The organism is Leisingera methylohalidivorans DSM 14336 (assembly GCF_000511355.1).
Lineage (GTDB): Bacteria > Pseudomonadota > Alphaproteobacteria > Rhodobacterales > Rhodobacteraceae > Leisingera > Leisingera methylohalidivorans.
Genome location: NC_023135.1, coordinates 1,179,302 through 1,192,461 on the forward strand (window position 1 = coordinate 1,179,302; position 13,160 = coordinate 1,192,461).

A 13,160-nucleotide genomic window follows, 5' to 3' on the forward strand; every position below is an offset into this window, starting at 1 on the left:
AACAACGGCCGGGCAGGGCGCGCCCCGCGCCCGCCCAATCTGAAGAAAACGGCAGCAGTCCAGATCTTCCGGCTGCCGGATGGAGAGTAGAAATGAACGCGGATTATGTGATTGTCGGGGCCGGGTCTGCCGGCTGTGCAATGGCCTACCGGCTGTCTGAGGCCGGCAAGAAAGTCCTGGTGATCGAACACGGCGGCACCGATGCCGGGCCGCTCATCCAGATGCCGGGCGCGCTCAGCTACCCGATGAACATGAGCCTTTACGACTGGGGCTATAAATCCCAGCCCGAACCGCATCTGGGCGGCCGCGAGCTGGTCTGCCCGCGCGGCAAGGTGATCGGCGGCTCCTCTTCGATCAACGGCATGGTTTATGTGCGCGGCCACGCAGGCGACTACAACCACTGGGCCGACAGCGGTGCCGCGGGCTGGTCCTATGCCGACGTGCTGCCCTATTTCAAACGCATGGAAACCTGGAACGGCCGCGGCCATGGCGGCGATCCGGACTGGCGCGGCAAGGACGGCCCGCTGCATGTGACCCGCGGCCCCCGCGACAACCCGCTGCATGACGCTTTCGTCAGGGCCGGCGAACAGGCCGGCTACCCGGTCACATCCGACTACAACGGTGAACAGCAGGAAGGCTTCGGCCCGATGGAAATGACGGTCTACAAAGGCCGCCGCTGGTCCGCCGCCAACGCCTATCTGCGCCCGGCGCTGAAGCGCAGCAACTGCGATATGATCCGCGCTTTCGCCCGCAAGGTGGTGATCGAGGACGGCCGCGCCGTGGGGGTCGAGATCGAACGCGGCGGCAAGGTCGAGGTGATCCGCGCAAATGCCGAGGTGATCCTGGCGGCCTCCTCGCTGAACTCGCCCAAGATGCTGATGCTGTCGGGCATCGGCCCGGCCAAACATCTGGCCGAACATGGCATCGAGGTGGTTGCCGACCGGCCCGGCGTGGGCCAGAACCTGCAGGACCACCTGGAGTTTTACTTCCAGTTCGCCTGCAAACAGCCGATCACCCTGTTCAAATACTGGAACCTCTTCGGCAAGGCGCTGGTGGGGGCGCAGTGGCTGTTCACCAAGACCGGCCTGGGGGCGTCGAACCAGTTCGAAAGCGCCGCCTTTGTCCGCTCCGGCAAGGGCGTGGACTATCCGGACATCATGTACCACTTCCTGCCCATTGCCGTCCGCTACGACGGTCAGGCCGCAGCCGAAGGCCACGGCTTCCAGGCCCATGTCGGTCCGATGCGCTCCGGGTCGCGCGGCGCGGTCACGCTGAACTCTGCCGATCCGAAAGATGCGCCAAGCATCCTGTTCAACTACATGTCGACCGAACAGGACTGGATCGACTTCCGCAAATGCGTGCGCCTCACCCGCGAGATCTTTGCCCAGGACGCGATGAAGCCGTTCCTCAAGCACGAGATCCAGCCCGGCATGGATCTGCAGACCGACGACGAGATCGACGGCTTCCTGCGCGAGCATGTGGAAAGCGCCTATCACCCCTGCGGCACCTGCAAAATGGGTGCTGCGGAGGATCCGATGTCGGTGGTTGACCCGGAATGCCGTGTCATCGGCGTCGATGGCCTGCGGGTTGCCGACAGCTCGATCTTCCCGCGCATCACCAACGGCAACCTCAACGGCCCGTCGATCATGACCGGCGAGAAGGCCTCCGACCACATCCTGGGCCGCCGCCTGCCGTCGTCGAACGCCGAGCCGTGGTTCAACCCGAACTGGCGCGAAGCGCAGCGCTGATCCTGTTGCGCTGCCAGCAAGCCGCCCGCCACCTCCCCTTTACGCGGGCGGCTTATTTCCTGCCTGAAAGACAGCCCGGCAATCAGCGCTGCCGCCGCATCCATTGATCTGCGCCTCGGCGGCCGGGCAGGGGCGCTGTCCCGGTTTTTGCCTCGGGTCAGTTGCTTCCAGATCGTACTCAGATCGGACTTGGGCCGCAGCCCCACTGCCGCTCACTCCCGCAGGAACGCTTCCCCAGCCGCCAGGCCTGCATCCCAGGTCGCCTGGATCTTCGCTGGATCGGTGAAGTCTATCTTGTCCGCAGGAACTTCCTCAGCGGGCCAGACATACAGCCGCCCGGCCACCTGCGGCAGGCGTTTGTAGGGCCGCGTCAGCACCACCAGCGTGCGCCCGTCATCCGGCTCCGGCATAGGGGCCTGATCGGCCATGCCGCCATCAATCACCGCCATCCCGTCCCAGCGGGGCGGTTTGAACACCGGCGGGATGGTTGCGGCGAACCGCACCAGATCGGCCAGCCTGCCATTGCGCGCCGCAATCCGGGCATCCACCAGGCTGGAGGTGACGCCGAACCGTTCCGCCCAGTTGAAATGCGGCGAGCCGACGATATGCAGCTCCGCTTCATAGGCCAGGGTCGCCAGGCTGCCGGTCAGGCCCGCCCAGCGGTCCGAAGGCGGGTGGCCCAGCAGGATCTGGGACTGCGGCCCGGCTGCAACCCGCGCCAGGGCGTCACCGTCCAGCACCCGGCTGACGACCTCCGCATAAACCCGCTGATGCGGCGTCAGCCGGTCTGCCCCGGGCTTGTGCCAGTTCAGGTTGCGATCAGTGCTGCGGAACGCCTCTTTCATCTCTGCCAGCACCCGCTCGCCGCGGCCGGCGAGGAACCCGGCCAGCGTCAGCGCGCCGCCCGAGACCCCGGTCACGCGGGCGGGCTGCAGCGGCAGCTCTTCTTCGATGGCATGCAGAAAGCCGCCCTGCCAGAAACACCGGCATCCGCCGCCGGACAGGACCAGTTGTTCAAATGCTGCCATGGGCACCAGCCTAGAACGCCCGGCGCACCCAGGCCAGCCGTTCTTCAGCTCACCTCATAGGGCAGCACGCCGCGCTGGTCGGTGTTGATGGTCAGCCGCCGTTCCAGCGGCGGCACCGAGCGCTGATGGCAATCCTTCCGCTCGCAGATCCGGCAGGAGATGCCGATCGGCTCATAGGCGCTGTCCTGGCTTACATCCATCCCGTCCGCATAGACCAGCGCCTCGGCGTGCCGTACTTCGCAGCCCAGCGAAATCGCATAGCGCCGCACCGGGGCGCCGAAGGATCCGCCCGGCTTCGACACATCCCGCGCCAGCGAGATATAGCGCACCCCGTCCGGCGTCTCGGCCAGCTGGCGCAGGAACCGGCCCGGGGTCTCAAACGCGCGGTGCACATTCCACAGCGGGCAGGCGCCGCCGAAACGGGCGAATTGCAGCCGGGTGGCCGAATGGCGCTTGGTGATGGTGCCCGCCTGATCGACGCGCACGAAAAAGAACGGCACCCCCTTGGCGCCGGGCCGCTGCATGGTCGACAGCCGGTGCGCGATCTGCTCGATCGAGGCGCCAAAGCGGATCGCCAGCAGCTCCAGGTCATGACGGCAGGTCTGTGCCGCCTCCAGGAACCGCGTGTAGGGCATCAAGGCGGCGCCGGCGAAATAATTGGCAAGGCCGATCTTGGCGATCGCGCGGGCCTCCTCGCTCTGGAACTTTGCAAAATCCAGCGTTGCTTCCAGCAGCGCGTTCTGCCGCAGCAGCGCCACCTGCAGCAGCATCTGAAACAGCTGCGTCTGCGGCGCCGAGCGGTTGGACAGATGCAGCACCCCTGCCGCCGCATCATAGCGGCGCAAACCCTCCATCTCGGACTGGCGCACGGTGACGCCGCCGCGCTCCAGCTCGGCCACGGCCGCGGCGCGGATATCGCTGGCGGCGGCAAAATGCTCTGCCGCGTGGTCCACCGCGTCGATGTAATTGTCGCAGTAGTGGAAGAAATCCCGCACCTCCTCCCAGGGGGAGGCCTGAATGCGCGCATCTTCCCGGCCCAGTGCCTCGTCCAGCGACGCCAGCCGCTCATGGGTCTGCCGGTAGGCGCGGTGCAGCGACAGAAACGCCCGCGCCAGGGCCGGCGCATTGGAGGCGGTCAGCCGCAGATCCGCCAGCGGCGGCGCCTCGTCGGCAAACACCGGATCCGCCATCGCCTCGCGCATGTCGCTGACCAGCCGCTCGCTGTCACCGGCGCTCAGCTCGGTCACATCCATGCCGAATTCCTGCGCCAGCGCCAGCACCACCGTGGTCGACACCGGGCGGTTGTTGTTCTCCATCTGGTTCAGATAGGGCAGCGAGACCCCCAGCTTGGCGGCAAAATCCTTTTGCGTCAGCTCCAGCCGCTGCCGCATTTCACGCAGCTTGGCGCCGGCATACAATTTCTGGGTGGCCATGAGGCGCGCCTTTGCAAATCCAATTCTTGCGAAGAGTATAATTGCAAATCCGGGGCTGCAAGCCCGGCGCGGGGCTTATGCGCCGATCTGCCGCTCCCGCCAGACCACCATCAGGATCGCCACCAGCCCGCTGATGGCGGTGGCGAACATGATCGCCAGCAACGGCACCGCGGTGGAGCCCGGCACCAGCAGCATGCCGGCAAACGCGCTGAGCGCAGCACCTGCACCGATCATGATCGCGCCGCTGAGGCCGGATGCGGTGCCCGCCAGATGCGGGCGCACGGAAATGGCGCCGGCAGTGGCATTGGGGATCGCCATGCCATTGCCCAGGCCGATAAAGCACATCAGCCCGAAGAAGGTATAGACGGTATCCGCCCCGGCCATCGCAATCAGCAGCGACAGCAGAACCCCGCCGCCATTGATGACACAGCCCCACAGCACCATCCGGTTGATGCCAAGCCGGGTGGAATAGCGCCCGGAGATGAAGTTGCCGGCAAAATAGCCCACCGCCGGCGCCGCAAAATACACTCCCAGCTCTGCGGTGCTGAGGCCATAGACCTCGGTGCCGACAAATGGCGCGCCGCCCAGATAGGCAAAAAAGGCGCCCGACGCCAGGCCGGACGACAGCGAATAGCCCCAGAACCGGGGCGAGCGCAGCAGCTCGGGATACTCGCGGAACTGCGCCGCCAGCGTCTTGCCGCTTTTGTGGGCGGTCTCGCCGAAATCGGTAAAGGTGATGGCCAGCGTCGCCGCACCGACCAGGAACAGCATCCAGAAATTGGCCTTCCAGCCCATCCACTGATCCAGAAAGCCGCCGATCGCAGGGCCGATCATCGGCACGATGGCCATGCCCATGGTGACATAGCCGATCATGCTGGCAGCTTCGTTGCTGTCATACATGTCGCGCACCGCCGCCCGGCTCAGCACCATGGTGGCAGCCACCACAGTCTGCGCCACCCGGAACAGCAGAAAGATTTCGGCCGTCGGCGCATAGATGCAGCCCAGGGTCGCCAGCAGGAACAGCGCAATGCTGACCAGGATCACCGGCCGCCGCCCCATCTGGTCCGAAATCGGCCCGACAAAGATCTGCACCACCGCGTTGCCCGCCAGATACAGCGCCACCGACAGCTGCATCACCCGGTAATCAACCGCGTAATAGTCAGCCATGCCTGCCAGCGACGGCAGATGCAGGTTCATGCCAAGCGCCGACAGCCCGGCAAGCAGGATCAGGGTGAAAATGCGCGGAGGCGTCCGCTGGCCGGACAAGCGGTGATTATAAGTGGACATACCATCGGGTTAGAGCAGTCAGCCCGTCTTGTCCATCAGTCCATCGCACCTCTGGGCAGAAGGGTGCCGCAGCGTCAAAAGACTCTTGCGTGAAATTCAAAGCCTCACCTATGGTTGCTTGAGCACTCCATTTTTCACGCGTTTCCCTTAGGCTTGGCCTTTTTTCTGTTGAGGTGACCCATGGCCAATACCCCTGATCCGCTTGCCAACAATCCGGCCATCCGGCAATGGGCCGAACGGTTTTACAGCCTCAAGGCCTGGACCATGCCGGACCTCCCCGGTCCGGGCGATGAGGCAGTGGACAACCGGCGCAACGCGGCCCTGGCGGAACTGAACAAGATCACCATTCCCGCTGCCCTCAGCTCAGGCGCGCGGCGCAGCCTGGCAGGCGGGCGCAAGGCGCTGAAGAAGGAAATCCTCAGCGCGGATGAGGCGGGGGCGTTTGACAAGATCGACAGCGATATCTCGGACCTGGCCAGCCAGATCGCCGCGCAGCTGGATGTTGCCGCCGCGCGGGGCCTGGCGCAATCCGCCTTGGCCGCGGCGGAGGAGAAATTCGCATCGGTGCGCGACAGCCTGGACCAGGGCGCCTTTACCTATGTGGAGGGCCTGATCAAGGCCGCGCAGAAAACCATGGCGGCCGCCGTCACGGACAAGGAATTTGCGGCGGTGGAGGCCACCGCCAAGGGTATTTCGGCCAAGGCAGAAGACGCCTGCAAATACGGCATCTATTTCGACACTTGGACGCACGCCACGCTGGCACTGATCAATCCGATGACAGGCGGCACAAAGGACGCCGCCGCAGCCGCCCGCAGCACCCAGATGAAATCCGCGGCCACCCATTCCAAGGCCGGGGACTTCGGCGCTGCCAGGTCGGCGCTGGAGGCCTGGAAAACCAATCTGGGCGATGAGGGCGATCTGGCGGAAGCACTCAGTTTCGCTGCGCTGATGGACGGCTACATGGCGAACACCCATGACCGCTGCACGTTTATTCTGGCCAGCGCGGTTCCGGACGCCAGGGATTTCCGCAATCACCTGAAGAACGCCAAAAAGAAAGCCTATAAGGACCAGAAGTTTGCCGAGGCCAAGGCGCTGCTGCAGGAGCTGATCGACTACAGCTCCACGGAGCGCGGCAAGCTGGCCCGTTACATGCGCGGCTTTGACGGCTCCCTCAGAGCGGATGAGGGGTTCCGCAACGCTTTGACGGCAGCGGATACCAAGCAGAAATTCAAGGGCGCCAATGATCCCGCCGGCGCGCAGGCGGATCTGCAGGTCTGGGAAAAGGCCAACCGCGCCCTGATGCGCAAGAGCCACTCCAAACAGATCGTCAAGGCGCTGGAGGCGAAATACGACGCCCTGAAAAAGGTTCTGGCAGAGCCCGAGCTGAGCGACCTGACCGCAACCTGGAACGCGCATAAGCTTTTGGCGGATGATGACAAGTTCGACAAGAAAACCGGCGCGCCGCAGTACCATGCCAAGCTGAGCCAGCTGTTCAAGCTGGAAAAGGTTGTGGACGGCCGGCGCGAAATGGCGCAGATCCTGACGCAATTCCCAGCGGCCGCCGCCTATGATTTCCACAAACCGGTGGCGGACAATATCACTGCGCAGAAATACCCCGAAGCCGTCAGCGCAGTGCCCGCGGCGCTGGCGCTTTTGCGTGCAATGCCGGGCTATCTGACCACCAAAAAGGCTGCCGGCGATCTGCTTGCGGTGCTGCCCGGCGATGCGGATGCTTTGAAAAGCACGCTGGATGACGCGATCAAGGCCGCGGAAATCACGGCCCGCGGCGGCGATCCCGCCAAGGCCACGGGTGATCTGCAAACGGTGCTGGATGGCACCGATTACATGGATCTCGTCCTGGCTATGGCGGATTACCGGGGGAAGCTTGTCAAGGTCGAAAAAGAACACGCCCGGACCAAAAAATACCTGAAGCTGCCAGCGGCAGAGAGCAAACTGGACGAGGCGTTGCAGGCGGCCAGGGACCGGGCCGGGAAAGACAAGGAATACGGCGACGCTTTCCTGATGCTGGACACCCACGAAAAACTGCTGAAGACGGTCAAGCCGATGGCCACCGCCCGTTTCCAGGTGCAGGGCATTATTGCTGCGCTGAAACGGGCCGGGGTTGCGTCAAAGGAGCTGAAACCCTTCGAGGACAAGGCCGCGGCGGCTGAGGCTGAGGCAAAGAAACCGGATTTCGACAAGGCCGGAACCGCCTTTGATCAGGTCCGCAAGGAACTGGAAAAACTCAGCACCGAAGCGGCGGAAGCCTATGAAATGATGGACGGGGTTGGCAGCAACGCAGGCCATTCGCTCGACCGCCACGGGCCGGATGTCAGCGACGAGGATCTGATCACCCGCCTGAAAACCGGCAAGCCGCCCAATGCGCATTCCGACGACGAACGCTCCTTTACCGGCGCGTCGTCAAAATTCCACAGCCCGCAGGACTGGCTTTCAGGCCGCGAGATTGCCGCCGAAGCCGCATTGGCCAAGGGTGTGGACATCACTGAAACCGAAATGACTTTCACCGGCAATCCGCTGACGGATCCGGACGAAAGCGCGGATTTCACCGTCGAGCACGGCCGCCCGATCGATAAGGCCTATATCGGCCGCAAGAAACACCTGCGCTCCGATGACAGCGGCGAGCCGATCGCGGATAAGACCTATGAAAGCTTCGAGGAGGTCGAGGGCCTGACCCGCGCCTATGTGAACTTTATCTGGGAGCCGGAGCTGCTGCCTGCGGAAACCACCAACCATCCCGATCCCGCGACGGACTACCCCGAGGAAAAAGCCCAGGATAACGCCGACTATGTGGCGAAATACACCATCCGGCACAACTCCGCCCCGGCCAAGATTCCGGGCCGCTGGGTGATGATGCAGCAATACCCGGTCGCCGACGGCTGGGACAACGAAACCAAGACCTACACCAATGGCAATCCGGGGAACATGATCCCATGAAAATCCGCAAGGAACTGATCGCAGGCTACACGCGGCTTCTGACCATGGGCCGGGCGGTGAACGCGCCCGATCCGATGGCCGATCTGGCCCAGTTCGACGCCGACATCCGCAGCATGCACAAACGCGCCTACAAAGAGGGCAACCTCGACTGGCTGCGGCTGGCGCTGGATTCGCTGATCGCCAATCCACGCGGCCGCATCGGCCAGTTTGCAGGCCAGCAATACCCCTTTGACGAGGCCGAGCTGCAGGCGCTGTTCCGCCGTGCCTACGGAATGATCTGGCCGGATCAGCCGCTGTCCGAACCGGGCGACGAAGCGGATCTCGATTTTGTGGAAATGAGCGCTGAGGACTGGGATGCCTTCACCGGCAACGCCAGCTAGGAGCCAGCTTAGGAGACCTGCCATGCCTGATCAGGCTTTTGATGCGGACGCTGTCCTGAAACTTCTGAAAAAGGCTAAGGCCTCCGGCAAGGCGCTGCCTTTCGCCTTCGGCCTTGCGGGCAAGCCGGAAGACTGCGGGCTGATGATCGACCTGCGCAAGCCCGGCAAAGTGCTGCGCGGCGACATGAAAAAGGCCCCGGCGATCAAGAAGTCCTGCTTCGGCACCCTGCGGGTCGAGGAGAACGAGGTTCTCCTGCAGCCGGAAAAGCCGCTGAAGGGCATCGTCAAGCAGCTGAAGAAAAAATTCATGAAAGAGGGCATGGTCAAATTCAAGCCGGTCCTGATCGGGCCCGACGGCAGCATCATCGATGAAGAAAGCCTGCCGGATGACGGCGCAGAGTCGCCTGAAGCCGGCGCGCCGGCACCGGCGGATGATGGAGCGGCAGCCGCATTGAAACAGCGCATCGCCGCCGCCGCGGAGGCGGTCAAGGCGCTGGGCAACCCGGATCTGGCGGGCAAGCTCGCGCCGGAGATCAAGGCCAGCGTGAAATTGCTGGGGCAGGGCGATCACGACGGTTGCGCCGCACGGCTTGACCGGCTGGAGGCCGCACTGGCCAAGCTGCAAGCCCAGCCGAAATCCGCCCCGGCGGATCCGGAGCAGGCTGCCAAGCTCTCCAAACTGCTGACCGCACAGGCCGCCAGGATCAAATCCCTGCCGCCAGAACAGGCCGCCCCTTTGGCCGAACAGGCCCGCGCCATTGCCGCCAGCCTGAAATCAGGCGCCTTGCCCGCGGCCGCCGATGGGCTGAAAGCGCTGATCAGGGCGCTGGACACTCCTGCCGGGGACACGGTGCCGCCAGCCGACCCGATGGAGATCTGGCAGGCTGCCAAGGAAGATGTGGACCGCGGCATCTCCAGCCTTCAGGACGCGCTGAAATCCCAGAACCACCCGGTGCTGGCGCAAATCGCCGATGCCGGCCTGCCGGGCGTCACCGATGGCAATCAGACCGCGCTGATGAAGGCGCTGTTCGAGATGAAATCCGCCACCGGCGAGGCCCGCAAAAAAGCCGCACAGGCGCTGCTGGCCCAGATTGCCGCCTACTTGAAGTTCCTCAAGGATGATCCGGTGATCGCCATGGTCGAAGACAATCCTTTCGGCGTGAAAGCCCCGGTCAAGACTCCGCTGACAAATGCCCTGCGGCAAATGGCCGAGATCGCCAAAGCCGCCTGAGGACGCACCTCCGGCCGCGGGCAGGGGGCCGGAAACCGGGCTACGGATTTGCTGATTTGCAGATTTGCGCCATCCGTATGCAAAAGATTTGCAAATTTGCGATAATGTCCTTTGGCTTCGCTGCAGCGCAATATATGGTCGCGGAGAAATCTACAGGGGACATGTGCCATGAAAGACATTCTTTCCGAGCTGGAAGACCGCCGCCAGGACGCGCGGCTGGGCGGCGGCCAGCGCCGCATCGACGCACAGCACGGCCGCGGCAAGCTGACAGCCCGCGAACGGATCGAACTTTTGCTGGACGAGGACAGCTTTGAAGAGTTCGACATGTTCATCAGCCACCGCTGCACCGATTTCGGCATGGAAGACAACAAGCCGGCAGGCGACGGCGTGGTCACCGGCTGGGGGACGATCAATGGCCGCCAGGTCTATGTCTTCAGCCAGGACTTCACCGTGCTGGGCGGCTCGGTCTCGGCAACCCATGCCCAGAAGATTTGCAAAATCATGGATATGGCGGTGCAGAACGGCGCCCCGGTGATCGGCATCAACGATTCCGGCGGCGCCCGGATCCAGGAAGGTGTCGATGCGCTGGCCGGCTATGCCGAGATTTTCCAGCGCAACATCATGGCCTCCGGCGTGATCCCGCAGATCTCCGTCATCATGGGCCCCTGTGCCGGCGGTGCGGTTTATTCCCCGGCGATGACCGACTTTATCTTCATGGTCAAGGACACCTCCTACATGTTCGTGACCGGCCCGGACGTGGTGAAAACCGTGACCAACGAGGTGGTGACTGCCGAAGAGCTGGGCGGCGCCTCCACCCACACAAAGAAGTCCAGCGTCGCCGACGGCGCCTTTGAAAACGATGTCGAAGCGCTGGCCGAAGTCCGCCGCCTGGTCGATTTCCTGCCGCTCAACAATCAGGAAAAGCCGCCGGTGCGGCCGTTCTTTGATGAACCCGGCCGGATCGAGACCAGTCTTGATACCCTGATCCCGGAAAACCCCAACAGCCCCTATGACATGAAGGAGCTGATCACCAAGATCGCGGATGAGGGCGACTTCTACGAAATCCAGGAGGATTTCGCCAAGAACATCATCACCGGCTTCATCCGGCTCGAAGGCCAGACCGTCGGCGTTGTCGCCAACCAGCCGATGGTGCTGGCGGGCTGCCTCGACATCGACTCCTCCCGCAAGGCGGCGCGTTTCGTGCGCTTCTGCGACTGTTTCGAGATCCCGATCCTGACCTTCGTCGACGTGCCGGGCTTCCTGCCGGGCACTTCCCAGGAATACGGCGGCGTCATCAAGCACGGTGCAAAACTGCTGTTTGCCTATGGCGAAGCCACCGTGCCCAAGGTCACCGTGATCACCCGCAAGGCCTATGGCGGCGCCTATGACGTGATGGCCTCCAAGCACCTGCGCGGCGATTTCAACTATGCCTGGCCGACCGCCGAGATCGCGGTGATGGGTGCCAAGGGCGCCACCGAGATCATCCACCGCGCCGATCTGAACGATCCCGAGAAGATCGCCCAGAAAACCGCGGAGTATGAAGACCGTTTCGCCAACCCCTTCGTGGCGGCAGAGCGCGGCTTCATCGACGAGGTGATCATGCCCCAGTCCACCCGCCGCCGTGTCTCCCGCGCCTTTGCCTCCTTGCGCGGCAAGCAGCTGAAGAACCCGTGGAAGAAACACGACAACATTCCGCTCTGAGGCAAGTGCTGAGCGGGGGCAGACAGCCCCCGCACCCCCGGGAATATTTGTGACCAGAAAGAAGAGGGAGGCTTCGGATTTGTCCAGCAGCGGTTGGCATATCACGCGGAAAGACGGGGGGCTGACGCTGTCGCGCCGCCTGCCTGCACGCTTTGATGTGGCGGCGGAAACCCTGCTGCCGCAGGCGGACCCGCAGCGTCTGGCGCATCAGATCCGCCAGGACCTCTGGCGGCGGCTGCAGCGTTTGCGCGGCTTCTCCCCGGTGGTGGAAATCACACCTGAGGGGCAGGGGCTGCGGGTCCGCGCGGGCGGGCAAGTGCTGGGCCGGGTGCCTTCCAATGCCGCCGGGCTGATCGCTGATGTGCTGGAAAACCCGGCCAACCGGACCCGCTGGCTGCGCCACGCGGCGCCGCGCCGGGACAGGACATGCCCGCAAACCGGCCCGAAAACGAATAATACGCCCGGAATTGCGGCAAAATTTGACATGAAGAGCGAATCAGTTTCATGATCCGCGTCAGCCGGAATCAGACAGCGCGCGCGTTCAGCGCTGCGCCAGCAGCCCCGGCCGGAGGAGCCCGGATAACCGGGGGCCGGGGCTGCGGATATCTGGCGGTTGTCCCCTTTGCATTATCAGCCCTGTCGGTTGCTGCCGCCGAGCCGGTTGCGGTGCCGTCAGGCCAGCCCGTGACCCTCGCCGAGGTGCTGCTGGACGAGGCGGCCGGGCAGGCAGGCGAAACCTGGGCGCGGTTCCGCTTCCTGGCGCCGGAAATTGCCCGCGGCAGCGGCTCTGTCGGCTATGAGGCGGCGGCGCCCGACATGGACCACCTCTGCGAGACCCTGGCGCTGCCTTACCTGGCCGAACAGGATCTGACCGCGGCGCGGGTGGTGATTTCGCTCTCGGACCGGGCGGTGCCGTTCGGGGCGCAGGACCCTGCCGCCACCCAGTTTTTCGAGGCTTACCGCCCCGACAGCGCGGCCTGCATTTGGGAGGCTTTCTGATGCATCCACAACATCTTGCGGGAAGAACTTCAGATCGGCGGATTCTTGCGGCATTGCAGCCACAGCGCCGCCAATTGCCGCGATTCGCATGTGACTCGGACGCAAACCCGGCTATCCTTGGTGCGGGCAGCCCGCGGGCTGCCTTCACATTGAGGTTGAGGCACGCGGCGGGCCACGCCCCCGCAGGTTTCGCTTTTTTTATCAGGAGACAGAAATGTCCAAGAGCATCAAGCTTATCGCCCTGGCAGGCCTGCTGGCTGCCGTCACTGCCTGCGCCCAGCAGGAAGAAGAGTTTGTCGTGGTCGAGCCCGAGCCGATCTCGCAGGAGCCGGAATTCACCGGCAAGTACAAGTAACGACCACAAGGGTCCGGCCCTGCGGCCGGCCCTTACCCGCCCG

At 64.0% G+C, this 13,160-nt stretch carries 11 protein-coding genes; 8 read left to right on the plus strand and 3 right to left on the minus strand.

Going from position 1 to position 13,160, the window contains the following annotated elements:
• Positions 1-92 precede the first annotated feature (92 nt).
• Positions 93-1,748 (plus strand): choline dehydrogenase, encoded by a 1,656-nt coding sequence (gene betA / locus METH_RS05825; protein WP_024089497.1) that lies wholly within the window; start codon positions 93-95, stop codon positions 1,746-1,748.
• 212 nt (positions 1,749-1,960) lie between these two features.
• Here betA and METH_RS05830 read toward each other — a convergent pair whose 3' ends face one another.
• The 3 genes from METH_RS05830 to METH_RS05840 all read right to left on the minus strand — a co-directional run bounded on the left by METH_RS05830 (position 1,961) and on the right by METH_RS05840 (position 5,496).
• The gene (locus METH_RS05830; RefSeq protein ID WP_024089498.1) at positions 1,961-2,776 is read right to left on the minus strand and encodes a patatin-like phospholipase family protein; all 816 of its coding nucleotides are present in this window, start codon (positions 2,774-2,776) and stop codon (positions 1,961-1,963) included.
• Between the two features lie 44 nt (positions 2,777-2,820).
• Entirely contained in the window at positions 2,821-4,209 is a 1,389-nt protein-coding gene (locus METH_RS05835; RefSeq protein ID WP_024089499.1) for a helix-turn-helix domain-containing protein, read from the minus strand.
• Between the two features lie 75 nt (positions 4,210-4,284).
• Positions 4,285-5,496 carry a multidrug effflux MFS transporter gene (locus tag METH_RS05840; protein ID WP_024089500.1) on the minus strand — a complete coding sequence of 404 codons (1,212 nt, stop codon included), beginning with the start codon at positions 5,494-5,496 and terminating at the stop codon, positions 4,285-4,287.
• A gap of 180 nt (positions 5,497-5,676) precedes the next feature.
• Between METH_RS05840 and METH_RS05845 the strand changes: the two genes are divergently transcribed.
• The 7 genes from METH_RS05845 to METH_RS24295 all read left to right on the plus strand — a co-directional run bounded on the left by METH_RS05845 (position 5,677) and on the right by METH_RS24295 (position 13,117).
• Positions 5,677-8,451, plus strand: coding sequence for a hypothetical protein (locus tag METH_RS05845; protein ID WP_024089501.1), 2,775 nt, complete (start codon positions 5,677-5,679; stop codon positions 8,449-8,451).
• Positions 8,448-8,831 carry a hypothetical protein gene (locus tag METH_RS05850; RefSeq protein WP_024089502.1) on the plus strand — a complete coding sequence of 128 codons (384 nt, stop codon included), beginning with the start codon at positions 8,448-8,450 and terminating at the stop codon, positions 8,829-8,831. Before METH_RS05845 ends, METH_RS05850 begins: the two co-directional genes overlap by 4 nt.
• A gap of 22 nt (positions 8,832-8,853) precedes the next feature.
• Positions 8,854-10,062: an FUSC family protein gene (locus METH_RS05855; RefSeq protein WP_024089503.1), complete on the plus strand. Its 1,209-nt coding sequence runs from the start codon at positions 8,854-8,856 to the stop codon at positions 10,060-10,062.
• Positions 10,063-10,230: 168 nt separating this feature from the next.
• Positions 10,231-11,763 carry an acyl-CoA carboxylase subunit beta gene (locus METH_RS05860; RefSeq protein WP_024089504.1) on the plus strand — a complete coding sequence of 511 codons (1,533 nt, stop codon included), beginning with the start codon at positions 10,231-10,233 and terminating at the stop codon, positions 11,761-11,763.
• Positions 11,764-11,842: 79 nt separating this feature from the next.
• Positions 11,843-12,271 carry a hypothetical protein gene (locus METH_RS05865; RefSeq protein WP_024089505.1) on the plus strand — a complete coding sequence of 143 codons (429 nt, stop codon included), beginning with the start codon at positions 11,843-11,845 and terminating at the stop codon, positions 12,269-12,271.
• A 128-nt stretch (positions 12,272-12,399) separates the two neighbouring features.
• Positions 12,400-12,762 (plus strand): DUF6497 family protein, encoded by a 363-nt coding sequence (locus tag METH_RS24700; protein ID WP_281173423.1) that lies wholly within the window; start codon positions 12,400-12,402, stop codon positions 12,760-12,762.
• Between the two features lie 214 nt (positions 12,763-12,976).
• On the plus strand, positions 12,977-13,117 hold the full coding sequence (locus METH_RS24295) for a hypothetical protein (protein ID WP_024089507.1): 141 nt from the start codon (positions 12,977-12,979) through the stop codon (positions 13,115-13,117).
• The last annotated feature ends 43 nt before the right edge of the window (positions 13,118-13,160 follow it).